The organism is Modestobacter sp. L9-4 (genome assembly GCF_019112525.1).
Classification (GTDB): Bacteria; Actinomycetota; Actinomycetes; order Mycobacteriales; family Geodermatophilaceae; genus Modestobacter.
The window spans coordinates 726,342-749,931 of the sequence record NZ_CP077800.1; the positions used below are offsets into that span (position 1 = coordinate 726,342).

Genomic DNA, 23,590 nt, shown 5'->3' on the forward strand with positions numbered 1-23,590 from the left:
CATGGGCACCCCGTGGACCACCGCCGACATCCCGCCGCAGACCGGCCGCACCGCGGTCGTCACCGGCGCCAACAGCGGCCTGGGCCTGGAGACCGCGCGGGCGCTGGCCGCCGCCGGTGCCCACGTCGTCCTCGCGGTGCGCGACCCGGCCCGCGGCGAGCGCGCCGCAGCAGGGCTGACCGGCGACGTCGAGGTGCGGCAGCTGGACCTCGCCGACCTGTCCTCCGTGCGCGCCTTCGCCGCCGCCTGGACCGGCCGCCTCGACGTCCTCGTGAACAACGCCGGCATCATGCACGTGCCGCAGGGGCGGACGGCGGACGGCTTCGAGCTGCAGTTCGGCACCAACCACCTGGGCCACTTCGCGCTGACGGCCCTGCTGCTGCCGCACGTGACCGAACGGGTGGTCACCGTCTCCTCGTTCCTGCACCGCCGCGGCAGCATCGACCTGGACGACCTCAATTGGGAGCGGCGCCGCTACTCCCCGGAGGGGGCCTACGCCCAGTCGAAGCTGGCCAACCTGCTGTCCACCCTGGAGCTGCAGCGCCGGCTCACCGCCGCCGGGTCACCGGTGCGGGCCACCGCCGCGCACCCGGGCTGGTCGGCGACCAACCTGCAGGGGCGGTCGGGCAACCGGCTCAAGGACGCCGCCGTCGGGCTGGGCAACCGGCTGGTGGCCACCAGTGCCGCGCAGGGCGCCCTGCCGGTGCTGATGGCCGCCACCGCCGACCTGCCCGGCGGCAGCTTCACCGGTCCGTCCGGTCGGCTCATGCGCGGCGCCCCCACCCTGGACGGCCGCAGTCCCGCCGCCTCCGACGGGGAGCTGGCACGCCGGCTGTGGGCCGCCTCGGCGGAGCTCACCGGCGTCGACCTGCCGGCGCTGCCGGGCGGGGTGCCGCAGCCCTGACGTGGTGGGCGCTGCCGAGTCGTGGTGCAGTGCTCACGTGTCACTCACCGACCGGCTCGACGGGTTGCAGCGCCGGCACAAGGCCGCGGGCTTCCCGATCGCCGTCGTCTACAAGTACGTCGACGACTCCGGGCCCTACCTCGCCGCGCTGATCACCTACTACGCCTTCGTCTCGCTCTTCCCGCTGCTGCTGCTGTTCTCCACGATCCTGGCGCACGTGCTGGCCGGTGACCCGGAGCTGCAGCAACGGCTGCTGGACTCCGCGCTCAGCCAGTTCCCGGTGGTCGGTGACCAGCTGGGCAGCCCCGAGGAGCTCAGCGGCGGCGTCGTGGGCGTCGTCGTCGGCATCCTGGGGGCCCTCTACGGCGGGCTCGGTGTCGCCCAGGCCGTCCAGCACATGATGAACACCGCCTGGTCTGTGCCGCGCAACAGCCGGCCCAACCCATTCCTCGCCCGCGGGCGCAGCCTGCTGCTGCTCGGGACGGCGGGCCTGGCCGTGATCGGGACGACGGCGCTGTCGACGCTCGGCTCGGGCAACGCCGGGTCGATGGGCACAGCGCTGCGGATCGTCTCCCTGGTCGGCTCCATCGGGGTCAACGCGATCGTCTTCGTGTTCGCGTTCCGGCTGGCCACCGCCCGGCACCTCAGCGTCCGGCAGGTGCTGCCCGGCGCGCTCACCGCCGCCGTGCTGTGGCAGTTGCTGCAGACCTTCGGCGTCGGCTACGTCGGCCACGTGGTGTCCACCGCCAGCGCGACCAACGGCGTCTTCGCCCTGGTGCTGGGACTGCTGGCCTTCCTCTACCTGGCCTCGGTGGTCGGCGTGCTGTGCGTTGAGATCAACGTGGTGCGGGTCGACAAGCTGCACCCCCGCGCACTGCTGACCCCGTTCACCGACGCCGTCGACCTGACCGCCGGGGACAAGCGCAGCTACACCGGTCAGGCCAAGGCCCAGCGCAGCAAGGGGTTCGAGCAGGTGCACGTCACCTTCGACCCGCCGGAGCACCGCCGGGACGACGACGCCACACCCGACCTCGACGGCCACCGGACCACCCCCCACCCGGACGCCGACCGCGAGTCCTCCGCCCGCGAGGGGTCCGCGCCGCCCCGGTGACGTGACGGGGCAGGACCGCGACGGGTCGAGGCCTGCCCCTCAGCTGGGGGCAGGGCTCGACTCGTCGTCGGTGCCCACCGGATCCCGCTCTGATCGATGTTTATTACTTCCCGCGTTCGAGGTAATCTGTAGTCGCCGCTGGAGATGTGGCCAGCGGCCGAGATCGCAGAGAGACCGCACGACACGGAGGTGCTCAGCCATGGCGCTGACTTCCCACGACCCGTTCGCCAACGCCTCGTCGCTGTTCCGGGCGCTGGACTCCCTCGCCGGCCGGGCCGGCACCACCACGGCCCACCCGGTCGCCGGGATGCCGATGGACGCCTACCGGATCGGTGACAACTTCGTCGCCCACCTCGACCTGCCCGGCGTCGACCCGGGCTCGATCGAGATGTCCCTGGAGGGCACCACGCTGACCATCAGCGCGGAGCGCTCGGTCCCGCAGCTCGAGGGTGCGCAGTGGCAGGTCGCCGAGCGCCCCTTCGGCAGCTACACCCGGCAGCTGGTGCTGGGCCGCAGCCTGGACACCGACCGGCTCGAGGCCAGCTACCACGACGGCGTGCTGACCGTGAGCATCCCGGTGGCCGAGAAGGCCAAGGCCCGCACGATCACCGTGACCCGGGCCGACACCCCGGCCGCGGTGCAGGCGCACACCATCGAGGGCGAGCAGCCCGCGGTCGAGAGCTGACCGCACCGACACCCCGAGGAGGGGCGGAGCCGGCCGGCTCCGCCCCTCCCGTCGTCCGCACGTCTGGAGACCCGATGAGCACCGACCCGCTGCGGTCGCTGGACGACCCCGACCACCCGGTGCTCACCATGAGCCAGGCAGCCGAGCTGCTCGGCGTCCAGGCCGCCTTCCTGCGCAGCCTGGACTCCGCCGGCGTGCTGTACCCGCACCGCTCCGCCGGCGGCCACCGCCGCTACTCCCGCCACCAGCTCGAGCTCGCCGCCCGGGTGCGCGGTCTGCTCGACGACGGCCACCTGCTCGGCTCCGCCCAGGTGATCGTGCAGCTGCAGGACGACCTGGCCGCCGCGCAGGACGACGTCCAGGCCGCCCGCGAGGACGTCACGACCGCCCGGGCCGAGCGGGACACCGCCCGTCAGCAGCTGCGCGGCCGGCCCTGAGCCGCCCGCGTCACGCCTCGGCCGGGGTACCGGACAGCCCCCCGCTGGTCAGCCCGTAGAACACCGGCAGCAGCGCGGCGATCACCAGCCCGGCCACCGGCTGCCAGATGCCCGCGCCCGCCGCGGCCACGTCGGCGGCCAGCCCGAGCAGGGCCCGCCACCGCTCCCGGAGAAACCACGACGCCGGGGTGTCGGGGGCGATCAGCTCGCCGTGCCGGGCCAGGTACCGGTAGACGGCCAGCCAGGCCAGGCACATGCAGGCGGCGACCGACGCGTAGCCGACCAGCGCCACCTGCTGGTCGTGGTGGTCGCCGTGCTGGAAGGCACTGCCGAGCACCGCAGTCGGGAACGGGAGCACCGAGGTGGCGAGCAGCAGCACCAGGTTGCGCCACAGCAGGCCGCCGTCGACCGCCTCGATCCGGGTGAACAGCTGGTGGTGGTTGACCCAGATGACGCCCACGTAGCCGAACGAGGCCAGGTAGGCCACGTACACCGGCCACTGGTCGAGCAACCCGGTCAGGAACTCCCCCTCCTCCTCCGGGGCCCGCAGGTCCAGCACCAGCAGCGTGATGACGATCGCCAGCACTCCGTCGCTGAACGCCTCGACCCGCCCGGTGTCCGCGACCCGCCCCCGGGAGCGGTCCGCGCGCTGGTCGGTCACGTCGTCACGACGAGCTTGCCGCTGCGGCGGCCGGCCTCCATGTCCGCGTGCGCGGTGGCGATCTCGGCCAGGGCGTAGACGTGGGCCACCGGCACCACCGCCGTCCCGGCCGCGACGTCGTCCAGGAAGCCCTGCAGGACGTCGGTCGGCAGGTCGCCGACGTCGCCGCTGTAGGCGGCCAGCCGGACGCCGCGGGGCAGGTAGTCGTTGGGGTAGAAGTCCGGCACGGTCCACTGGTTGGACAGCATCCCGGTGAAGCAGGCCGTGCCGTGCACCCGGACCGACCGCAGGGTGTCCGGCAGGGTCGGTGTGCCGACCAGCTCCAGCGCCGCGTCCACCCCGTCGGGCAGCAGGGCGCGCACCTGGCGGGCGACGTCGCCGTCGTCGACCAGCACGTGGTCGACCCCCACGGCGCGCAGCGCGTCGGCCTTCGCGGCGCTGCGCGTGGTGGACAGCACGCTCGCGCCCAGCCGCTTCGCCAGCACGGCGGCGGCCATCCCGATCGACGACGTCCCACCGCGGACCAGCAGCGACTGCCCCGGACGGAGGTCGAGGCCGACGGTGAGCGACCCGTGGGCGGTCTGCAGCATCTCCGGGACCGCGCCGAGGGTGGCCCAGTCCAGGTCGCTGCGGAAGGACAGGACCTGCGCCGCCGGGACGACGGTGTACTCGGCGTACCCGCCGTCGTAGGAGCGGCCCATCCCGCCCATCATGGCCATCACCTGCTGCCCGACCGCGAACTCCCCGCCCGGACAGGCGGCCACCTCACCGGTCGCCTCGATGCCGGGCACCCGCGGGAAGGTGACGTCCGGCCCGGCCAGCCCCAGCCGGGTGTGCAGCTCGGAGCGGTTGAGGCCGAAGGCCCGCACCCGGATCAGCACCCAACCCGGTCGCGGCGTGGGCACCGGGCGCTCGCGGACGACCAGCGCCTCGGGCGGGCCGGGGGCGTCCAGGACGACGGCGCGCATGGTGGTGGGCAGGGGTGCGGTCACGGCGTACTCCTGGGAGTGGGGGTGGGGGCGGCGGCGCGCAGCCGCCGCAGGGTGGTGGCGAGGTGCTGCAGGTCGGCGTCCGCGAGGACGTCGCCCAGCCGGTGCCGGAGCTCGTCGGCGAAGGTGGCGCCGGCCCGGTCCAGGGCGGCGCGGCCGGCATCGGTGAGCTCGATGACCGAGGAGCGGCCGTCGTCGGGGTGCGGGGTGCGGCGGCAGAGCCCGGCAGCCTCGATCCGGTCGACCAGCTTGCTGGTCCCACCGACGGTGATCACCAGCTCGGCGGCGATGTCCTGCACCCGGCAGCCGGGCCTGCCGGCGACGACCGTCAGCGGCTCGAACCAGGTCAGCGGGAGCTCGTGGTCGGCCTTGAGCCGGGCGTCGACGGAGTTCCACAGCTCGATCTGGAAGCGCACCAGGTCGTGGAAGAGGCCGGGCAGGTCCGTCACGGTGCATTCCGTGGAATCATGTTGGCGACGGTACCGTAGAACTCGCTTCCATGGAATACACCAGGCGACAGCGGGTCCGGGGACAGCCGGCGCCCGCTGCCACGGCACGGCGGTGCGACCACGCCGACGACACGGTCCCGACAGCGCGGCCGGGCGGGCACACGGCGCCCCCGCGCCCGCCGGCAGATCACTCGCGGGGCACGGCTCCGCTCAGACGAGGGCGGGCAGCACCAGGAGCAGCGGAGGGACCAGCAGCAGGGCCAGCGCGCACAGCAGCGCCGCCACCCGACCCACCAGCGGCAGCGGCTGCGCGGGGGCGAGCAGCCGGCGCACCCGCAGCGACACCGCGCCCCCGGCGACCGCGAGCGCACCCTCGGGCACCTGCCCGCCCGTCCCCCCGGCCGCCGCGACGATCGCCGCGGCCAGGGTGTGCCGCGGGTCGCGGCAGCCCAGCGAGGCGAGCGCCACGTCGTCGGCCCGCATCTCGACCAGGTCGCGCACCGCGTCGTGCGCGCGGTCGGCGGCCGGCAGCACCGGCAGCGCGGCACGCCAGGCCACGAACGGCAGCAGCAGCAGGTGGTGGTGCTCGCGCAGGTGCGCCCGCTCGTGGGCGATCACGGCGTCCAGCTGCGCGCCGTCCAGCTCCTCGACGATGCCGGAGGACAGCACCAGCAGCGGCCGGGCGCCGGGGATGCAGAAGGCGATCGGCGCGGGGTGGTCCAGCAGCCGGGTGTCCTCCCCCGGCACCGACCGGACGACGAGCTCGAGCAGGTCGCGGTGCCGCTGACGGGTGCGTGAGGTGCGCAGGAAGGACAGCAGCAGGACGCCGAGCAGCTCCAGCGCCAGCACCGCGGCCAGGGTCTGGGCGACCCAGTGGTCACCGCGCACCGTCTCCTGCGCGGGCTGCCGGGTGATCCAGTGCCACCACGCCTCGGGCAGCGACCGCCCCCACGGCGACAGCCCGTGCACCAGCAGCGCGCCGATGATCGACAGCCCACCGGCCAGCCCGATCGCCTGCCAGCAGACCAGCGCCACCAGCGGGTCGCGGCGCGGCCAGGACGCGCGGGCCAGCGCCGCGGGCACCGGCCAGGCCAGCAGCGCCGCCAGCACACCCAGGGCGATCGCGGTCGCGGGGAGCACGGTCAGCCGCGGCGGTCCAGGTCAGCGCCGGCCAGCAGCTCGCGCAGCATCGCCACCTCGCTGGCGTCGACGCTGCCCACGAAGCGGGCCAGGGCGGCCTGCCGGTCGCCGGCCTGGCCGAGCACCTCGTGCATCAGCTCGGCGACGTGCTCCTCGCGGGTGCCCACGGCGCGGAACTGCCGCGGGCGGGCCTCGTCGTGGGCGACGAAGCCCTTGGACTCCAGCCGGGTCAGCACGGTGTGGACGGTGGTCAGCGCCAGGCCGCGGTCGGCCAGGTCGTCCTTGAGCTGGGTGGCCGTGCGGGGGCCGCCGACGGCCCACAGGTGCTCCAGCACGGAGCGCTCCAGGTCACCCAGGGTGTTCATCGATCTCCTGTCAGCAGCTGTCTGCCAGCTCACACGGCGTGTCTTCTACGAATCGTAGAAAGCTTCTTCTACTCGGCGTAGAAAGAACGTGTAGATCGTACGACAGCAACCGGGGAGGTCGCCGTGGACGTGTTGGACATCGCCCGCTGGCAGTTCGGCATCACCACCGTCTACCACTTCCTCATGGTCCCGCTGACCATCGGCCTGGGGCTCATGGTCGCGGTCATGCACACGATGTGGGTGCGCACCGACAAGCCCGAGTGGCTGCGGATGACCCGCTTCTGGGGCCGCGTCTACCTGATCAACTTCGTGCTCGGCGTGGCCACCGGCCTCGTGCAGGAGTTCCAGTTCGGCCTGGCGTGGAGCGAGTACAGCCGCTTCGTCGGCGACGTCTTCGGCTCCCTGCTGGCCATGGAGGCCCTGCTCGCCTTCTTCCTCGAGTCGACCTTCCTGGGCCTGTGGATCTTCGGCTGGGGCCGCATCCCGAAGAAGGTGCACCTGGCCACGCTGTGGGCGGCGGTGCTCGGCTCGATCGCCAGCGCCTACTTCATCATCGCGGCCAACTCCTGGATGCAGCACCCGGTCGGCGTCGTCACCGACCCGGCCACCGGCCGCCCCCAGCAGGTCGACTTCCTCGCCGTGCTGACCAACAACACCGCGCTGGCCGCCTTCAGCCACACCATCGCCGGCGCGCTCATGGTCGCCGGGGCCGCGCTGGTCGGCGTGGGCCTGTGGCACCTGCGCCAGCGCACGCTCGCCGGCCGGCCCACCACCGACGTCGACCACTCGGTGTGGCGGCGCTCGGTCCGGCTCGGCGGGTTCGTCTCCCTCGCGGCGTTCGTGCTCGTCGGGATCACCGGTGACCTGCAGGGCAAGCTGATGTACGAGCAGCAGCCGCTGAAGATGTCCTCGGCCGAGGCGCTGTGCGAGACCGCCGCCCCCGCACCGTTCTCGATCTTCGCCTGGAGCAAGTTCGGCAGCCAGGAGTGCGACGACGTGCACTCCTTCACCGTCCCCTACCTGCTGTCCTTCCTGGCCCACGACGACTTCTCCACCGCCGTGCCCGGGGTCAACCAGCTGCAGCAGGAGTACGCGGCCACCTACGGCGCCACCTACCCCGACGACCCGTCGTTCGGCGACCAGGCCGGCCAGCCGATCGACTACACCCCGCTGCTGGCCACCACCTACTGGAACTTCCGGCTGATGGTCGGCATGGGCATCGCCTCGGCCGGGGTCGCGTTCCTCGCGCTCTGGACCACCCGCAAGGGCCGGGTACCGACCTCCCGGCTCGGGGTCACCACCGCCCTGGTCGCGGTGGGTGCGCCCTTCGTCGGCAACGCGGCCGGCTGGGTCTTCACCGAGATGGGCCGCCAGCCCTTCGTCGTCTACCCCAACCCCGACGTCCCGCGGGCCGAGCAGGTGTACTTCTTCACCGCCCAGGCCGTCTCCCGCGGCGTCGGCGCCGGCGAGATGCTCACCTCGATGATCGGGCTGACCCTGCTCTACGGCGCCCTGGCCATCGTCGAGGCCTGGCTGCTCGTGCGGTTCGTCCGCCGCGGCATCACCACCGCCGACGGCGCCCCCACCCCCGGGCACACCCCCGAGGGGACGCCGGACGACGACCTGCCCGGCGGCCGGGACGAGCGCCGCACCGCCGACGACGACGTCCTGTCCTTCGCGTACTGAGGAGCTGACCGTGGACCTGCAGACCGTCTGGTTCATCGCCGTCGCCGTGCTCTGGAGCGGCTTCCTGCTGCTGGAGGGCTTCGACTTCGGCGTCGCCGCCCTGCTGCCGGTGCTCGGCCGCAGCAAGACCGACCGGCACCTGATGCTGCGCTCGATCGGCCCGCTGTGGGACGGCAACGAGGTCTGGCTGATCACCGCCGTCGGCGCGGTGTTCGCTGCCTTCCCCGGCTGGTACGCCACCTGGCTGCCGGCCCTCTACCTGCCCTTCGTGCTGGTGCTGGTCGGGCTGATCGTCCGGGCGGTGGCCTTCGAGTGGCGGCACTCGCACCACACCGAGCGCTGGGACGCCACCTGGACCCGGGTCATCACCACCGGCTCGCTGATCGCCGCGCTCGGCATCGGCGCGGCCCTGGGTGCCACCACCCTGGGCCTGCCGATCGACGCCGACGGCAACCGGGTGGGCGGGGCCTTCGCCGGGATCGGCTGGCCGGCGGTGCTCGGCGCGGTCGCCGTCCTCGCGTTCTCCCTGGTGCACGGCGCGGTCTTCCTGGCGCTGAAGACCGACGGCCCGCTGCGGCTGGCCGCCCGCGCCTTCGCCCAGCGCTGGGCGCTGGTGGCGGCCCTGCCGCTGCTGGCCTGGGCCGGCCTGGTGCACCTGCGCGGCGGCAACGCGTTCACCGCCGTCCTCTGGCTGGTCGCCGCACTCGCCGTGCTGGTGGCCTGGGCCCGGATCCGGGTCGACCGCGAAGGCCAGGCGTTCGCCGCCTGGGCGGTGGTGCTGCTGGCCTCGACCGCGACCATCTTCGGTGCCGCGTTCCCCGTCGTCGTCCCGTCCACGATCAGCAGCGCCTTCGACATCACCGTCACCGGCGCCTCGGTCAGCGACTACACCCTCACGATCATGACCTGGGCCGCCGGCATCGGGTTGCCGGTCGTGCTGGGCTACCAGGCCTGGACCTACTGGGTCTTCCGGGCGCGCCTCGCCGCGGAGGCCCCGTACGCGGAGGAGGTCCCCGCATGACCGGCGGCCGAGAGGGGCGGGGGCCGCTGGGGGCGCTGGCCGGGGTGCCAGGGCTGACCGGGGCGCTCGTGCGGGCCGCCGTCCTCGCGCTGGTGCAGACCGTGGGTGTGGTGCTGCTCGCCGCCGGGCTGGCCCGCGCGATCGCCGACGTCGCCGCCGGGACGACGCCGGGCACGGCGCTGCTGGTGGCCCTGGCCGGCGCCGCCGTGCGGGCCGCGGCCGGCGGGCTGGGCAGCGTGCTCGCCACCCGTGACGCCCGCCGGGCCGAGGACACCCTGCGCCGGCAGCTGCTCACCCGGCTGCTGGCCGGTGAGGGCGAGGCGGTGACCACCGCGGGCGGCACCGGGCCGGCCGCGTTGCTGGCCACCACCCGGCTGCACGACCTCGGGCCCGCGCTGGCCACCTACCTCCCCGCGCTCGCCCAGACGGTCGTCGTCCCGCCGGTGCTGCTGGTGGTCCTCGGCGTCACCGACTGGCTGTCGGCGGTGCTGGTCGCGGTCACCCTGCCGCTGGTGCCGCTGTTCATGGCGCTGGTCGGGCTGCACACCCGCGACGAGACCGCGCAGGCCGCCCGCGCGCTGGACCGCATCGCCGGGCACGTCGCGGAGCTGGTGCGCGGGCTGCCGGTGCTGGTCGGGCTCGGCCGGGCCGCCGACCAGCTGACCGCGCTCGCCGACCTGGGCGAGGACCACCGCCGCCGCACCCTGGCCACCCTGCGCGTGGCCTTCCTGTCCGCGCTCGTGCTCGAGGTGCTGGCCACCCTGTCGGTCGCGCTGGTCGCCGTCACGGTGGGCCTGCGGCTGACCCACGGCACCCTCGACCTCTCCGTCGGGCTGCTCGCGCTGCTGCTGGCGCCGGAGGCGTTCGCCCCGCTGCGTGCCCTGGGCTCGGCCCACCACGCCTCCGAGGACGCCGCCGAGGCCGCCGCCGCAGGCCGCGCCGTGCTCGCCACCCCGAGCCCCCGGCCGGTCGTCGGCGCACTTCCCGACGGCGGCCTGCGCGGGGTCACCGTCACCGGCCTCACCGTCACCTTCCCCGGCCGCGGCACCCCCGCCCTGGACGCCGTCGACCTCACCGTCGCGCCCGGCGAGCTGCTCGCGCTCCGCGGCCCCAGCGGGTCGGGCAAGTCCACGCTGCTCGCCGTCCTCGCCGGGCAGCTGGCCGACGGCGGCACCGCGACCGTCTCCGGCACCGTGCTGCGGCCCGACGACGTCGCCGTCGTCCCGCAGTTCCCCGCCACCGTGGCCGACACCGTGCTCGAGGAGCTGCAGCGGCACGCCGGGACCGACGACCGGGCGACCGAGCTCGCCGACACCGCGCTGGCCTGGGTCGGTGCCGAGCACCTGCGCGACCGCGCCTGCCGCACGCTGTCCCCCGGTGAGCTGCAGCGGGTCGCGCTGGCCCGCGCGCTGGTGCGGGTGCAGCGCGGCGCCCGGGTGCTGCTCCTCGACGAGCCCACCGCCGCCCTCGACGCCGCTGCCACCGCCCGGGTCGCCGAGCTGCTGCACGGGCTGCGCGGCTCGCTGTGCACCGTGCTGGTCACCCATGAGCCGTCGCTGGCCGCGCTCGCCGACCGCACCGTCGACCTCCCGGCCCGCACCGGCGTCCCGGAGCTGACCACCGTCCCCGCCGCCGCGCCCCGGGGGGCAGGGGTGACCACCCCTGCCCCGGTCGAGACCGGGCCGGTCACCGGGGCGACCCCCGCGGCCGGGACGGCGGGGCTGAGCTGGCCGCGCCGGGCGGTCGCGCGCGCCGTCGCCGCCGGAGCCGCGTCCTCGGCGTTCGGCATCGCACTCACCGCGGTGTCGGGCTGGCTGATCGTGCGGGCCGCCGAGCAGCCGCAGATCCTCACCCTGATGGTCGCCATCGTCGCCGTCCGCGCCTCCGGGCTGGGCCGGGCGCTGCTGCGGTGGCTGGAGCGGCTGGCCACCCACGACGCGGCGTTCCAGCTCGCCGGGCGCACCCGGCTGCAGCTGTGGAGCGCACTGATCGCCCAGGGCCCGGCCGCCGACCGGACCCCCGGCCGCGCGCTGGCCCGGGTGGTCGGCGACGTCGGCCTGCTGCAGGACCTCTCGGTGCGGGTGGTCACCCCGCCGCTGGTCTCGGCCGTGGTGCTCACCGGGACGACGGCTGCGCTCACCGTGCTCGACGCGCGGGCCGGTCTGCTGGTCGGTGCGGTGGTCGCCGCCGCGGTGCTCGCCGTCCTGGCGGTGCACCGCTGGGCCGACCGCGGCGTCGCGCGCACCGCTGCGGAGCTGCAGACGGTGACCCTGCGGGAGACCAGCGCGACGTTGGAGGCCGCCGCCGACCTGCGGGTGCACGGCCTGGCCGCCCGCGAGGTCGACCGCCTGGACGCCCTCGGCCGCCGCCAGGGCCGGGCCGCCCGCGCCGGGGCCACCGCGGCCGCCGTCGCGGACGCGGTCGCCGTGCTGGCCACCGGCTCGGCCGCCGTGCTGGCGATCGGCGTGGCCGGGGCCGCGGTGCGTGCCGGGGAGCTGTCGGCACCGGTCGCCGCCGTCCTCGCGCTGGCGCCGCTGGCGATGCTGGAGCCGCTGACCGCGATCGGCGCCGCCGCCCGCCACCGGCTGGCCTGGCACGACGCCCGCGCCCGGGTCGAGGCGGTGCTCGCCGAGCCGGTCGCCGCCGATCCCGCACCCGCCGACCGGCTCGCCGTACCGCGGCCGGTGCGCGAGCTCGCCACCGAGCACCTCACGGCCGGCTGGCCCGGCCGCCCTGCCGTGCTCACCGACCTCGACCTGGTGGCCACCGCGGGCTCGGGCTGGCTGGTGGTCACCGGCCCGTCGGGCTCGGGCAAGTCGACGCTGCTGTCGGTGCTGATGGCCTCGCTGCGGCCGGCCTCGGGCGACTACGTGCTAGGCGACGGCCGCCGTCCGGTGCCGGCCGACCGGCTCACCCGCGCCGACGTGCAGGGCGCGATCGCCTGGTGCCCGCAGGACGCGCACGTCTTCGACGCCTCACTGCGGGCCAACCTCGCCCTGGCCCGGCCGCGCGGCGAGCTCACCGGCGCCGACGGCGAGCAGGCGATGCGCCGGGCACTGACCGACGCCGGGCTCGGCGGGCTGCTGGCCGAGCTGCCCGCCGGCCTGGACACCCCGGTCGGCGCCGGGGGCACCGCGCTGTCCGGCGGGGAGCGGCGCCGGCTCGCCGTGGCCCGGGCGCTGCTGGCCGACCGGGACGTCGTCCTGCTCGACGAGCCGACCGCACACCTGGACCCGCCCACCGCCGCCGCGCTCGTGGCCGACCTGCGGCGCGCTCTGGCCGATCGGCTGGTCGTCTGCGTCACCCACGACCCGGCGGTGGCCGGCGAGCGGGACACCGAGCTGGTGCTCACCGGCGCGTCCACCGTGGCGGCCGCGCACCGCTGAGCCCGGGGAGGACGCTGGGGGCATGGCACAGCAGACGGTGGACGAGTTCCTGGCCGAGCTCGACCACCCCCGGGCCGACGACGTCCGCCGGCTGCGTGCCGCGATCATGGCCTCGGCCGCCGACCTCACCGAGCACGTGAAGTGGCGGGCGCCGAGCTTCTGCGCCGACGGCGTGGACCGGGTGACCTTCCGGCTCTTCCCCGTCGACCACCTGCAGCTGGTCTTCCACCGCGGAGCCAGGCCGCAGGACACCGCGGGGTTCACCTTCGGCGACGACACCGGGCTGCTGCGCTGGGCCGACACCGACCGGGCCGTGCTCACCCTCGGCGACAGCGCCGACGTCGCGGCCAGGGTGGCGGCCATCGTGTCGCTGGTGGAGCGCTGGGTGCGGGTCTGACCGCTCAGCCGCAGACCGGCCCGGCCGGGACGTCGACCCGGATCTCCTCCCCCAGCTGCGCGCCGAGGAGCGGCAGGTCGTCGCCGGACCAGAAGCTCCCCGGGTCGTAGGCGTTCAGCGGCCGGTCGGCGGCCAGCAGCCCCATCGCGGTGTAGGTGGCCGCGACCAGCTCGGCGCAGAAGACCGTGTCGTTGGTCTGGTGCCGCCGCAGCCGGCCGTTGACCCAGCCGCGGGCCAGGTGGCGCGTGGTCGGGAACGGCTTGCCGTCGAGGCGGGCGACGGTGCGCAGGACGGCGTCCTCCATCTCCCGGGTCACCCCGCCGTCGTCGGCCGGCCCGACCAGCTGACGCAGCCACCCCTGCTGGCCGTACCGCTTGGACCACACGCAGACGGCGTCGGACAGGTCGTGCAGCTGGACCCCGCGCTGGTGCCGGCCGGACCACACGTCGACGAGGGAGTGCCCGAGCTCGGCGTGCCACAGCAGCGGGGGCAGGTCCTCCAGCACGACGGCCATGCCCACGTGGTTGACCGGGGCGTTGGTGACCGTCTGGATGGCCCGGTCGGCCAGCGACCCGCCACGGAACACCCAGACGTCGCCGGTGCGGGTCAGCTCGACGGCCTGGGCGAGCGACAGGGCCGGGACGGAGGGACGCGAGACCACACGAGAGTGAGCCACGTCACTACGCTACCGCCTCATGCGGATGTCGAAGCTGCTCGGAGTCGCCGGGATCGTCGGCGTCGCCGCGACCGGTGCGGTGCTCGCCCGCCACGAGCGGTCCCGGCGGGCCTACTCGGCCGAGGAGGTGCGGGCCCGGCTGCAGGGCCGGGTGGCCGCGACCGCGGACCTCTCCCTCGACCCCGACCTGGCGCCGGACTGGCCGGCCGAGGTCGAACCGCCGCGCCGGCACCCGACGGAGGCGCTGCTCAGCGCCGTGATGAGGATCGGCCCGCTGCGCCGGTTCTGACGGGAATCCGTTGGCCCGCGCAACGCTTGGAGCGGGCATGGACGTCTTCCTCACCGGTGGCACCGGGCTCGTGGGTTCTGCTCTCCTCTCCGCTCTCCTGGCCGACGGCCACACCGTGCACGCACTCGCCCGCAGCGACAGCTCCGCCCGGGCCCTCGAGGCCGCCGGCGCGACCGTCGTCCGCGGCTCCGTCGAGGACGCCGGCCTGCTGGCCGAGGCCGCCCGCACCGCCGACGGCTTCGTCCACACCGCGGCCACCGCCGACGGCAAGGACGCCGACCGCGACGCCGCCCTTCTCGACGCCGTGCTGCCCGCGCTGGCCGGCAGCAACAAGCCCTACGTGCACACCAGCGGCGTGTGGGTGCACGGCGCCGGCACGATCGACGAGGACACCCCCTTCGCCCCGCCGGCGCTCACGTCCTGGCGGCTGCCGCTGGACGCCCGCGTGCGCGCCGCGGCCGACGACGGCGTGCGCTCGGTCGTCATCGCCCCCGGCATCGTCTACGGCCGGGGCCTCGGCCTGCCGAACGTGGTCAAGGACGGCCCGCGCACCGACGACGGCGCCCTCGTGCTCCCCGGCAGCGGCGAGCAGACCTGGACGACGGTGCACACCGAGGACCTCGCCCGGCTCTACGTCGCCGCGCTGACCGAGGCTGCTCCCGGCGCCTACTACCTGGGCGTCAACGGCCAGAACCCGACGGTGGCCGAGATCGGTGCGGCGGCCAGCCGCGGCGCCGGGCTCGACGAGCGCACCGTGGCCTCCACCGAGGCCGACACCGAGGCCCGCCTCGGGGTGCTGGCCGGCGCGCTGGACATCTCCCAGCAGGCCACCGGCGCCCGGGCCCGCGCCGAGCTCGGCTGGGCCCCCACCGGCCCGTCGCTGCTGGAGGACCTCAGCTCCGGCTCCTACGCCGGCTGACCCCCGCGGCCCCGGCGCGGCTGGTGCTCCGCTGCCACCACGGCAGGACGGCAGCAGCTCCCGGGCACCTCTTCCAGGAGCTCGTGCTCTGCTGCCACCCTGACAGCAGAGCACGAGCTCCCCGGGACCTCGCTCCGGGTGCTCGTGCTCTGCTCACCCCGGGTGAGCAGAGCACGAGCGTCCGCGGGGTGGCTCATCCCGCCGACAGCGCCGGCCCCTCGTCCTTGAGCACCACGCCGGAGGCGCCCAGCGCCCGGGCGGCCTGGAGCAGCCCGACCAGCGTGTCCGCGGCCTGCGCGTAGCCCAGCCCGTGCGGTGGCCGGACGTTGGAGATGCAGTTCCGCTCGGAGTCCGCCCGCCCCGGTCGCGGCCCGTGCGTCAGGTAGAGCCCCAGGCTGTCCGCCGAGCTCAGCCCCGGCCGCTCCCCCACCGCGACGACGACGATCGCGGCACCCAGCGCCTGTCCGACCGGGTCGCCGAGGGCCACCCGCGCCTGGTGCGCCACGACGACCGGGGCCACCGACCAGCCCGGCAGCCGCTCGAGCACCGCCGCGACCGTGCCCGCGGCGTGCTCGTGCACCGCCCGCGGCGAGAGCCCGTCGGCGACCACCAGCGCCAGGTCGTGCTCCCCGGCGGGCAGCGCGGTGCCCTCGGCCAGCCGGCGTCCGAGGTCCGGCCGCTGCAGGTAGGTGGTGCGGTCCGGCGCCGCGCTGTGCACCTCGACCACGTCCAGCCCGACGCCGGCCGCGGCCAGCGCGGCGCGCACCCGGCCGGCGTCCAGGGCGGTGTGCACCGCGTCCCGCGCGGCGGCGTGCGCGGCCCGGAACTCCAGCTCCCGAGCGGTGGGCAGCCCGTCCCCGGCCCGGCCCAGCGCCACCCGCGCCCGGGTCGCCCCCCGCAGCACCGACCACGAGTCCCCGGCGTCTGAGCGGAGCGGACCGGTCGCGCTCACGTCGACGGGTCCACTCCGCTGCGCGTCGGTCACGGGCGGGCGGCGGCGAGGAGGGCGCGGGCCGCGGGGGCGTCGGGCGCCAGGTCGCGCACCCGGCCGGCGTCGTCGAGCAGGTCCATCCGCGCCAGCCACGCCTCGAACTCCGGCGCGGGCCGCAGGTCGAACACCGAGCGGGCGGTGAGCACGTCGGTGAACGACAGCGACTGGTAGTGCAGCATCACGTCGTCCGAGCCCGGGACGGCGATGACGAACGCGCAGCCGGCCGCCCCCAGCAGGAGCAGCAGGGCGTCGGTGTCGTCGCCGTCGACGTCGGTGTGGTTGGTGTAGCAGACGTCGACGCCCATCGGCAGGCCGAGCAGCTTGCCGCAGAAGTGGTCCTCCAGCCCGGCCCGCACGACCTGCTTGCCGTCGTAGAGGTACTCCGGGCCGATGAAGCCGACGACGGTGTTGACCAGCAGCGGGTCGAAATGGCGGGCGACGGCGTAGGCGCGGCACTCCAGGGTCTGCTGGTCGACCGCACGCCCGTCGACGCCGCGGTGCGCGTCGGCCGACAGCGCCGAGCCCTGCCCGGTCTCGAAGTAGGTGACCTGCTGCCCCACCGTCCCGCGGCGCAGCTCCAGCGCCCCGGCGCGGGCCTCGGCCAGCTGGTCCAGCGTGATGCCGAAGCCCCGGTTGCCCGCCTGGGTGCCGGAGATCGAGGCGAACACCAGGTCGACCGGGGCGCCGGCGTCCAGGGCCCGCAGCGTGGTGGTCACGTGGGCGAGCACGCAGGACTGGGTGGGGATCTCGTAGCGGGCGATCACCGCGTCGACCAGCTCCAGCAGCGCGATCGTCTGCGCCGGGGAGTCGGTGGCCGGGTTGATGCCGATGACGGCGTCGCCGCTGCCGTGCAGCAGCCCGTCCAGGATCGAGGCGGTCACCCCGAGCGGGTCGTCGGTGGGGTGGTTGGGCTGCAGCCGGGACGCCAGCCGCCCGGGCAGGCCGAGGGTGCTGCGCAGCCCGGTGACGACACGGGTGCGGCGGGCCACGGCGACCAGGTCGGCGGTGCGCATCAGCTTGGACACCGCGGCGACCATCTCCGGGGTGAGCCCGCGGGCCAGCGAGCTGATCGCGGTCTCGTCGCGCTCGGCGGCCCGGGCCAGGAGCCAGTCGCGGAACTCCCCCACCGTGAGGCCCGCGACCGGGGCGAACGCGACCGGGTCGTGCGTGTCGACGATCAGCCGGGTGACGTCGTCCTCGTCGTAGCCGACCACCTGCTCGGTGAGGAAGGCCGCCAGCGGCACGTCGGCGAGCACCAGCTGCGCGGCGACGCGCTGGGCCTGCGACTCCGCGGCCACGCCGGCCAGCACGTCACCGGAGCGGGCCGGGGAGGCCTTGGCCAGCAGGTCCGACAGCGAGGCGAACTCGTACGTGTGCCCGGCCAGCGTCGTCCGGCGGGTGGTCACCGGGCCACCTCACCGCCCGGGTGCGGGCCCCGTCAACGGGGTGCGACGGAACGGAACACGACGTTCACGCACTCCCCAGCGCCCAGGCGGCCAGCTCGGCGGCGTACGGGTGACCGAACAGGCCCGGCAGCCCGCCGCTGTGCAGGAAGACCGTGCGCCGGCCCGGCCGCACGCTGCCGTCGGCGACCGCGGCCATCAGCCCGGCCATCGCCTTGCCGGTGTAGACCGGCTCGAGCACCAGGCCCTCGGTGCGCGCGGCGGTGCGCATCGCGGTGGCGCCGGCCTCGGTGAGCGCGCCGTAGCCCTCCCCCACCTGGTCCCGCCGCAGCCGGAGCTCCCCGACCGTCGCACCCAGCGCGGTGGCCAGGTCGGTGACGCGCTCCACCGGGTCGGGCACGGCACCGGTGTCGACGCCCAGCACCCGCTCCGCGCCCAGCCCGGCGACCAGCCCGGCCATGGTGCCGCCGGAGCCGACGGCGACCACCACGGTGTCGAGGTCGGGGGCCTGCTCGGCCAGCTCTCCGGCGCAGGCGAGGTACCCGCGGGCACCGGTCGGCGTGGAGCCGCCCAGCGGCAGCACGGCGGGCACCTCGCCGGCCTCCCGCAGCTCGGCGGCGATCACGGCGATCCGCGCCCCGGCGTCCTCGTCCGGGCCGACGAGCACCACCCGGGCGCCGAACAGCTCCTCCAGCGCCAGGTTGCCCGGGCGGGCGGCGTCGGCGTCCCCGGTGAGCACCAGCACCGCCGACAGACCGCGCACCGCCGCGGCGGCGGCGGTCATCCGGGCGTGGTTGCTCTGCACGCCGCCGGTGGTGACCAGCACGGTGGCGCCGGCGGCCTCGGCCTCGCCCACCAGGTGCTCCAGCTTGCGCACCTTGTTGCCGCCGGCGAAGGAGGTCAGGTCGTCGCGCTTGACCCACAGGTCACCGGGTTCCAAGCCGAGGGCGGCGGCCAGCCGGGGCGCGGGGTCCAGCGGCGTCGGCCAGGTCGACAGGTGCACGGGAGCGGTGGTCACGGGGAGCAAGCCTGGCCCGTGGGCCACCCGGTGCCAACCCCGGGCCGCTGCGGTTGCCGAGCAGGCCCGGGGCACGCAGGCTCGGACGATGACCGGGACCCTGACGCGGGGGCTGCTGGCGGGCGCCGCCGGCACCACCGCCCTCACCGCCGCCACCTACCTCGACATGACCCTGCGCGGCCGCCCGGCGAGCACCGTCCCGCAGCAGACCGTCCAGGCGCTGCTCGCCGCCACCGGGCAGCGGCTGACCGGCTCGGGCGGTGAGCGGGAGAGCCGGGCCACCGGGCTCGGTGCGCTGCTGGGCATCGCCAACGGGCTGACCGTCGGCGTGGTGTCCAGCGCCGTCCGCGCCGCAGGGGTGCGGATGCCCTTCCCCGTCGGCACCATGGTCAAGGGCGCCGCGTCGATGGCCACCACCGACGTCCCGGTCGCGCTCCTCGGGGTGAGCGACCCGCGCACCTGGTCGCGCGAGGACTGGATCGCCGACGCCCTGCCGCACCTGGCCTACGGCGCCGCGGTGCAGGCCGTCGTGCAGGGGCTGCCGACGCCGGAGGAGCGGGTGCTGCCCCGGCAGGGGGCCTCGGCCGACCTGGTGCGCCGGTCGCTGCTGCTGGGCATCGCGACCGGCAGCCGCAGCTCGCTGGGCCTGGCCGCGCCCACGCTCACCGCCCGGGACACCGGCTCGCTGAAGAAGATCGCGTCGCTGGCCTCCCTCGGCGGCGAGCTGTACGCCGACAAGCAGCCGAACACCCCCGACCGCACCAGCGGTGCCGGGCTGCCGCCCCGGCTGGCCAGTGGTGCGACGGGCGCCGGGCTGCTGGCCCGGCGGCAGGGCGCCAACGCCGCCTGGCCCGTGGTCGCGGGCATGGTCGGCTCGGCCGCCGGGTCCTTCGGTGGCCTGGCATGGCGGCAGTGGGCCGGCACCCGGATGCCCGCGCTGCGGGCCGGGCTGATCGAGGACGGCGTCGCGCTGACCCTGGCCGCGGTGGCCTGCCTGCCCGGCCGGCGCCGCTCGACCCGGCTCACCCTGGTCAAGCCGCCGGCCTGACCGTCAGGGCGTCCAGGCCGGGTCGCGGCCGGTGAGCCCCAGCGCGCGGTCGACGGCCGGCGCGCTCGGGTCCACCGGCACCTCGGGGCCGAACCAGCCGCCGTCGCGGCCCAGCTGCGCGATCGGGACGACCGCGGCCAGGGTGGCCTCGCCCAGCGCGGCCGGGACGTCGTAGGGCGCCCCGATCGCGCGGGCGAGGTCCCAGCCGTGCAGCACGAACTCGGCGAGCATCATGGCGCCGACGACCGACGCCGGCATCGGAGCCGCGCCCATCAGCGTCTCGCCCTCCCAGGCCGCGCGGTCGGCCCACGCGTCGGCGGCGGTGTCCAGCTCGACCGGAATGGCGGCCGCCCACTGCTCCACCGGCAGACCGTCGAGGAACGGCGCCGGGGTCAGGCTGCTCCAGTCGTGCTGCAGCGGCGTGCGCACCGCGGCGAGCTGGGACAGCACCGCGGCCCAGGCCAGGTGGTCCAGCAGCGCACGGACGTCGAGGTCGCGGCAGGGCGTCGGTGCGGTCAGCCGGTCGGGGGTGACCGCGGCCAGCGCGGTGGAGGCGAGGTCGGCGGCGGCACGCACCGCGGACGGCGGGATCCCGGTCATGCCGCCACCCTGCCCGACGGCCTCGGCCGTCGAGCGCGCGGGCGCCCGGCGACGTCAGCCCTCGACCGCGCGGGCGCCCGACGACGTCAGCCGTCGAGCGCGCGGGCGCCGGCCCGGAAGAACAGCGCGACGGCGAGCGCACCGGGGTCGAGCACCCCGCGGGCGACCTCCCCGACGTAGCTGGCCCGCCCCCGCCGGGCGATGAGCTCCTCGGTCGAGGCGGCGCCGGACTCCGCGGCCTCGGCCGCCGCGGTCAGCCCGTGCCCGGCGCCCGCGGCGTCGGTGAGCGCGGCTGCCGCCGGGACCATCGCGTCGACCATCGTCTTGTCGCCCACCTCGGCGCCACCCAGCCGCTGCACGGTGGCCGTGCCCTCCCGCACGCCCTCGGCCAGCTGGGTGAGGTCGGCCGGGTCGCTCTCCGGCAGTGCTCGGGACAGCGCCCGGAACCACATGCCGAACAGCGGCCCGCTGGTGCCGCCGGTGTCGAGGAAGGCGTCGGAGACCGCGCCGAACACCGCGCGGGCGGTCTGCGGGTCCGCGGCCAGCCGGGTCTCCACCTTGCGCAGCGCCGAGCGGAGGTTGGCGCCGAAGTCACCGTCGCCGGCGGCCCGGTCGAGCTCGGTGAGCCGCTCGCGCTGGGTCTCGAAGTCGGCGGCGAAGGCGTCCACCCAGCGGCGGGCGGCGGCGCGGTCCAGCGTGGCGGTCATCGGGTCTCCCAGGTCAGCGCGGTGGTGGTGACGGCGTCGTCCCAGAGCCCGAGCAGCTCGTCGTCGGCGCGGACGAGGGTGACCGAGGCGCCGGCCATGTCCAGGGCGGTCACGTAGGGGCCGACCAGGCTGCGGGCCACGGCGATCCCGCGGGCCTCCAGCAGCGCGGCGACCTCGCGGAAGACGACGTAGAGCTCGAGCAGGTGGGTGGAGCCCAGGCCGTTGACCACGACGACGGCCCGGTCGCCCTCGGCCAGCCCGATCGCGTCGACCAGCGGCGTGGTGAGCGCGCCGACCAGCTCGTGCGCCGAGGCCATCGGCCGGCGGTCGATGCCGCGCTCGCCGTGGATGCCGACACCGTGCTCGACCTCGTCGGCGGCCAGGTCGAAGGAGCGCACGTCCTCCCCCGGGTGCACCGCGCCCTCCAGCGCGACGGCCATGCTGCGGGCGCCGGCCACGACCCGGCGGCCGAGCGCAGCCACCTCGGCCAGCGGCAGCCCCCGCGCGGCGGCGGCGCCGCACACCTTCTCCACGACCACGGTCGCCGCGGTGCCGCGCCGGCCCGGGCCGTCGTCGGACTCGCTGGCCAGGTCGTCGTCGACCAGCACGGTCTCGACCTCGATGCCCTCCTCGGCGGCGATCTCGGCGGCGATGCGGAAGTTGAGCACGTCGCCGGTGTAGTTCTTCACGATCAGCAGCACCCCGGCCCCGCGGTCGACGCCACGGACGGCGGCGACCACCTGGAGCGCGGTGGGGCTGGCGAAGACCGCGCCGGGGACGGCGGCGTCGAGCATCCCGGGGCCGACGAAGCCGCTGTGCAGCGGCTCGTGCCCGGAGCCGCCGCCGGAGACCAGCGCGACGCGGCGGGCGTCGTCCCCGGCCGCGGACTGCAGCCACAGCGGGTCGCGGTGCAGGCGGAGGCGGCCGGCCGAGGCGGTGACCAGGCCCTCCAGCGCCTCGACCACCAGGTCGTCAGGGTCGTTAAGGAACTTCTTGACGCTCACGGACGCCGATCCTGCTCCTGATCGGCACCGGCCGCCTGGTCGGTGACCGTGAGCAGCCAGCCCGGGCCGGCGGTGCGGGCACCGGCGGGCAGCCGGGCGCGCAGACCGCGGTCGGCGGTGACCACCAGCAGGTCCGCTCCGGCCAGCTCGGCGGCCACCTGGACCAGGGCGTCGTCCCCGCTGCCGGCGGCACGGACCAGCCGCAGGCCGGCCGGGGCGGCGATGTCGCGCGCACGGCCCTCGACCACGGCCACCAGCGCGGTGACCGGCAGCGGCGTCCCGTCGGGGCCGGCCGGGGTGCGGCCGGGCAGCAGTGCGAGGCGGCCGAGCAGCCGGAACGTCGCGCCGGCGCGGTCCCGCCACCAGCCGTCGGGCCGGGCGCCGACGGTGTTGGCGACGTCGACGAGCAGCACCGTCACCGGCGGCGGGCTCCCCCGGCGTAGGCGGTGACGACCAGGCAGACGACGCCGATCACGGCCAGCCAGAACAGGCCCTTGACGATGATGCCGATCACGGTGAGGGCGACCCAGACCGCGAACAGGACCAGCAGGACGAACAGGAAGGGACGCACGACGACGACGGTAGGCGGTCCCGCCGGCGGGGCGGTCCCGGCGGCGGGGCGGTCGAACGGCGGGCGGCTCAGGCGCCCTCGGCCGCACCCCGGCGCCAGTAGCCCATGAAGGCCACCGAGGTGCGCGGGATGCCCAGGTCGCGCACCAACCGGCGGCGCAGCGCCTTGACCATGCCGGCCTCCCCGGCCAGCCAGGCGTAGCAGCCGGTGGGCCGCACGTCGGGGACCTCCCAGAGGATGCCGCCGTCGAGGTCGACGTCCTCGGGCTCCTGCCCGGCACCGGCCCGGGCCAGGCCCAGGCTGCACAGCGCGGCGTGCACGGCCGGGCCGAGGGCGGCCCCGTGCTCGCGGCGACCGCGGACCAGCCAGTGCACCTCGATGCCCGGGGCGAGGTCCAGGCTCAGCACGTCGCCGGCCTCGGGGACCTCGAGCACCGCGACGGTGCGCCGACCGCCCGGCAGCGCCTCGAGGATGGCGCTGATGGCCGGGACGGCGGTCTCGTCGCCGGCGAGGAACAGGGTGCCGTCGGCCGGCGGGGCCCACTCGACGCCCCACGCGCGGCCGCTGCCGGCACCGCGGGGACGGGGCCGGTCGGGCCCCAGGACGACGACGGCGTCGCCGGGCCGGGCTGCGGCGGCCCAGCTGGCGGCCGGGCCGGCGTTGCCGCCGTCGACGCCGTGCAGGACGACGTCGACGTCGAGCTCGGCGCGGTCGGGCCGGGCGGCGCGCACGGTGTAGGTGCGCAGGTGCGGGCGGACCTCGTCGGGCAGGGCGCAGTACTCGGCGTACCAGCCGGGACCGTCGGTGAGCAGGTCGACGACCGAGGAGCCGTCGCGGGAGACCACCAGCTTGATCCGCTGGTCGTCGCGGCCGGCGCCGAAGCGGGCGAGCTCGGGGCCGGTGAGGGTGAGCCGCAGGAAGCTCGGGCTCAGCCGCTGCACGCGGGCGACGGTGACCGGGAAGAAGCGGTAGCCGGGAGCGGCGACCGGCGCTGGGGCGATGGGCTCCTGCACGACGCGCAGACCGCGCTCGGCGACCGCCGTGCCGGTCGCTCCGGCCGCGCGCAACGCGGTGGTCATCGCTGTCTCCCGAACGTCGTCGTCCCGGCAACGGCGCCACCGGATGATGGTGAG

At 76.0% G+C, this 23,590-nt stretch carries 27 protein-coding genes; 12 read left to right on the forward strand and 15 right to left on the reverse strand.

The features are described from left to right. Position 1 precedes the first annotated feature (1 nt). The 4 genes from KUM42_RS03420 to KUM42_RS03435 all read left to right on the forward strand — a co-directional run bounded on the left by KUM42_RS03420 (position 2) and on the right by KUM42_RS03435 (position 3,137). Positions 2–904, forward strand: coding sequence for an oxidoreductase (locus tag KUM42_RS03420; protein ID WP_237494942.1), 903 nt, complete (start codon positions 2–4; stop codon positions 902–904). 37 nt (positions 905–941) lie between these two features. Further along, complete coding sequence (locus KUM42_RS03425) at positions 942–2,015, forward strand: YihY/virulence factor BrkB family protein (protein WP_237494944.1); 1,074 nt, start codon at positions 942–944, stop codon at positions 2,013–2,015. Between the two features lie 199 nt (positions 2,016–2,214). Beyond that, entirely contained in the window at positions 2,215–2,700 is a 486-nt protein-coding gene (locus tag KUM42_RS03430) for an Hsp20/alpha crystallin family protein (protein ID WP_237494946.1), read from the forward strand. 74 nt (positions 2,701–2,774) lie between these two features. Next, positions 2,775–3,137 (forward strand): helix-turn-helix domain-containing protein, encoded by a 363-nt coding sequence (locus KUM42_RS03435; protein WP_237494947.1) that lies wholly within the window; start codon positions 2,775–2,777, stop codon positions 3,135–3,137. A 10-nt stretch (positions 3,138–3,147) separates the two neighbouring features. Here the strand turns inward: KUM42_RS03435 and KUM42_RS03440 are convergent, their stop codons facing one another. From KUM42_RS03440 to KUM42_RS03460, 5 genes are all read right to left on the reverse strand, one after another. Then, positions 3,148–3,798, reverse strand: a complete 651-nt coding sequence (locus KUM42_RS03440) for a TMEM175 family protein (protein ID WP_237494948.1) — start codon at positions 3,796–3,798, stop codon at positions 3,148–3,150. Continuing rightward, a complete protein-coding gene (locus KUM42_RS03445) occupies positions 3,795–4,790 on the reverse strand; it encodes a zinc-binding alcohol dehydrogenase family protein (RefSeq protein WP_237494949.1) in 996 nt (331 codons plus the stop codon). The genes KUM42_RS03440 and KUM42_RS03445 overlap by 4 nt, the downstream gene beginning before the upstream one ends. Then, positions 4,787–5,236, reverse strand: coding sequence for a MarR family winged helix-turn-helix transcriptional regulator (locus tag KUM42_RS03450; RefSeq protein WP_237494951.1), 450 nt, complete (start codon positions 5,234–5,236; stop codon positions 4,787–4,789). Before KUM42_RS03450 ends, KUM42_RS03445 begins: the two co-directional genes overlap by 4 nt. Before the next feature lie 210 nt (positions 5,237–5,446). Beyond that, positions 5,447–6,376: a M56 family metallopeptidase gene (locus tag KUM42_RS03455; protein ID WP_237494952.1), complete on the reverse strand. Its 930-nt coding sequence runs from the start codon at positions 6,374–6,376 to the stop codon at positions 5,447–5,449. A 2-nt stretch (positions 6,377–6,378) separates the two neighbouring features. Then, entirely contained in the window at positions 6,379–6,741 is a 363-nt protein-coding gene (locus KUM42_RS03460; RefSeq protein WP_237494953.1) for a BlaI/MecI/CopY family transcriptional regulator, read from the reverse strand. A 123-nt stretch (positions 6,742–6,864) separates the two neighbouring features. Here KUM42_RS03460 and KUM42_RS03465 point away from each other — a divergent pair, with 123 nt between their 5' ends. From KUM42_RS03465 to KUM42_RS03480, 4 genes are read left to right on the forward strand one after another with little or no spacing between them, the layout of a single operon-like run. Continuing rightward, positions 6,865–8,427 carry a cytochrome ubiquinol oxidase subunit I gene (locus KUM42_RS03465; RefSeq protein WP_237494955.1) on the forward strand — a complete coding sequence of 521 codons (1,563 nt, stop codon included), beginning with the start codon at positions 6,865–6,867 and terminating at the stop codon, positions 8,425–8,427. 10 nt (positions 8,428–8,437) lie between these two features. Then, a complete protein-coding gene (cydB, locus tag KUM42_RS03470; protein WP_237494957.1) occupies positions 8,438–9,448 on the forward strand; it encodes a cytochrome d ubiquinol oxidase subunit II in 1,011 nt (336 codons plus the stop codon). Further along, positions 9,445–12,834, forward strand: coding sequence for a thiol reductant ABC exporter subunit CydC (gene cydC, locus KUM42_RS03475; RefSeq protein ID WP_237494959.1), 3,390 nt, complete (start codon positions 9,445–9,447; stop codon positions 12,832–12,834). Before cydB ends, cydC begins: the two co-directional genes overlap by 4 nt. 22 nt (positions 12,835–12,856) lie before the next feature. Next, positions 12,857–13,231: a DUF1801 domain-containing protein gene (locus KUM42_RS03480; protein ID WP_237494960.1), complete on the forward strand. Its 375-nt coding sequence runs from the start codon at positions 12,857–12,859 to the stop codon at positions 13,229–13,231. A gap of 4 nt (positions 13,232–13,235) precedes the next feature. Here KUM42_RS03480 and KUM42_RS20385 read toward each other — a convergent pair whose 3' ends face one another. Then, on the reverse strand, positions 13,236–13,616 hold the full coding sequence (locus KUM42_RS20385) for a hypothetical protein (RefSeq protein ID WP_370629335.1): 381 nt from the start codon (positions 13,614–13,616) through the stop codon (positions 13,236–13,238). Between KUM42_RS20385 and KUM42_RS20390 the strand changes: the two genes are divergently transcribed. Genes KUM42_RS20390 through KUM42_RS03495 form a run of 3 tightly spaced genes read left to right on the forward strand, consistent with a single transcriptional unit; the run spans position 13,606 to position 15,115 of the window. Next, positions 13,606–13,902, forward strand: a complete 297-nt coding sequence (locus KUM42_RS20390; protein WP_370629336.1) for a CxxxxCH/CxxCH domain-containing protein — start codon at positions 13,606–13,608, stop codon at positions 13,900–13,902. The genes KUM42_RS20385 and KUM42_RS20390 overlap by 11 nt on opposite strands. A 24-nt stretch (positions 13,903–13,926) precedes the next feature. Then, a complete protein-coding gene (locus KUM42_RS03490; RefSeq protein ID WP_237494964.1) occupies positions 13,927–14,196 on the forward strand; it encodes a hypothetical protein in 270 nt (89 codons plus the stop codon). A gap of 37 nt (positions 14,197–14,233) precedes the next feature. Continuing rightward, the gene (locus tag KUM42_RS03495; RefSeq protein ID WP_237494966.1) at positions 14,234–15,115 is read left to right on the forward strand and encodes an NAD-dependent epimerase/dehydratase family protein; all 882 of its coding nucleotides are present in this window, start codon (positions 14,234–14,236) and stop codon (positions 15,113–15,115) included. Positions 15,116–15,308: 193 nt separating this feature from the next. Here KUM42_RS03495 and eutC read toward each other — a convergent pair whose 3' ends face one another. The 3 genes from eutC to KUM42_RS03510 all read right to left on the reverse strand — a co-directional run bounded on the left by eutC (position 15,309) and on the right by KUM42_RS03510 (position 18,527). Further along, on the reverse strand, positions 15,309–16,067 hold the full coding sequence (gene eutC / locus KUM42_RS03500) for an ethanolamine ammonia-lyase subunit EutC (protein ID WP_237494967.1): 759 nt from the start codon (positions 16,065–16,067) through the stop codon (positions 15,309–15,311). A 29-nt stretch (positions 16,068–16,096) separates the two neighbouring features. Next, on the reverse strand, positions 16,097–17,512 hold the full coding sequence (locus KUM42_RS03505) for an ethanolamine ammonia-lyase subunit EutB (RefSeq protein WP_237494969.1): 1,416 nt from the start codon (positions 17,510–17,512) through the stop codon (positions 16,097–16,099). A 64-nt stretch (positions 17,513–17,576) separates the two neighbouring features. Further along, positions 17,577–18,527: a D-cysteine desulfhydrase family protein gene (locus tag KUM42_RS03510; RefSeq protein ID WP_237494971.1), complete on the reverse strand. Its 951-nt coding sequence runs from the start codon at positions 18,525–18,527 to the stop codon at positions 17,577–17,579. 88 nt (positions 18,528–18,615) lie between these two features. Between KUM42_RS03510 and KUM42_RS03515 the strand changes: the two genes are divergently transcribed. After that, positions 18,616–19,575 (forward strand): hypothetical protein, encoded by a 960-nt coding sequence (locus tag KUM42_RS03515; RefSeq protein WP_237494972.1) that lies wholly within the window; start codon positions 18,616–18,618, stop codon positions 19,573–19,575. Positions 19,576–19,578: 3 nt separating this feature from the next. On the opposite strand, the gene KUM42_RS03520 is transcribed toward KUM42_RS03515, so the two are convergent. The 6 genes from KUM42_RS03520 to KUM42_RS03545 form a co-directional block, all read right to left on the reverse strand. After that, positions 19,579–20,175: a TIGR03086 family metal-binding protein gene (locus KUM42_RS03520; protein ID WP_237494974.1), complete on the reverse strand. Its 597-nt coding sequence runs from the start codon at positions 20,173–20,175 to the stop codon at positions 19,579–19,581. An 86-nt stretch (positions 20,176–20,261) separates the two neighbouring features. Next, positions 20,262–20,882 (reverse strand): dihydroxyacetone kinase subunit DhaL, encoded by a 621-nt coding sequence (gene dhaL, locus KUM42_RS03525; RefSeq protein ID WP_237494977.1) that lies wholly within the window; start codon positions 20,880–20,882, stop codon positions 20,262–20,264. Continuing rightward, the gene (locus tag KUM42_RS03530) at positions 20,879–21,886 is read right to left on the reverse strand and encodes a dihydroxyacetone kinase subunit DhaK (protein ID WP_237494978.1); all 1,008 of its coding nucleotides are present in this window, start codon (positions 21,884–21,886) and stop codon (positions 20,879–20,881) included. The genes dhaL and KUM42_RS03530 overlap by 4 nt, the downstream gene beginning before the upstream one ends. Continuing rightward, positions 21,883–22,305 carry a hypothetical protein gene (locus KUM42_RS03535; protein WP_237494980.1) on the reverse strand — a complete coding sequence of 141 codons (423 nt, stop codon included), beginning with the start codon at positions 22,303–22,305 and terminating at the stop codon, positions 21,883–21,885. The genes KUM42_RS03530 and KUM42_RS03535 overlap by 4 nt, the downstream gene beginning before the upstream one ends. Further along, positions 22,302–22,457, reverse strand: coding sequence for a hypothetical protein (locus KUM42_RS03540; RefSeq protein WP_237494982.1), 156 nt, complete (start codon positions 22,455–22,457; stop codon positions 22,302–22,304). The genes KUM42_RS03535 and KUM42_RS03540 overlap by 4 nt, the downstream gene beginning before the upstream one ends. A gap of 68 nt (positions 22,458–22,525) precedes the next feature. Continuing rightward, positions 22,526–23,536 (reverse strand): siderophore-interacting protein, encoded by a 1,011-nt coding sequence (locus KUM42_RS03545; protein WP_237494983.1) that lies wholly within the window; start codon positions 23,534–23,536, stop codon positions 22,526–22,528. Positions 23,537–23,590: the final 54 nt, after the last annotated feature.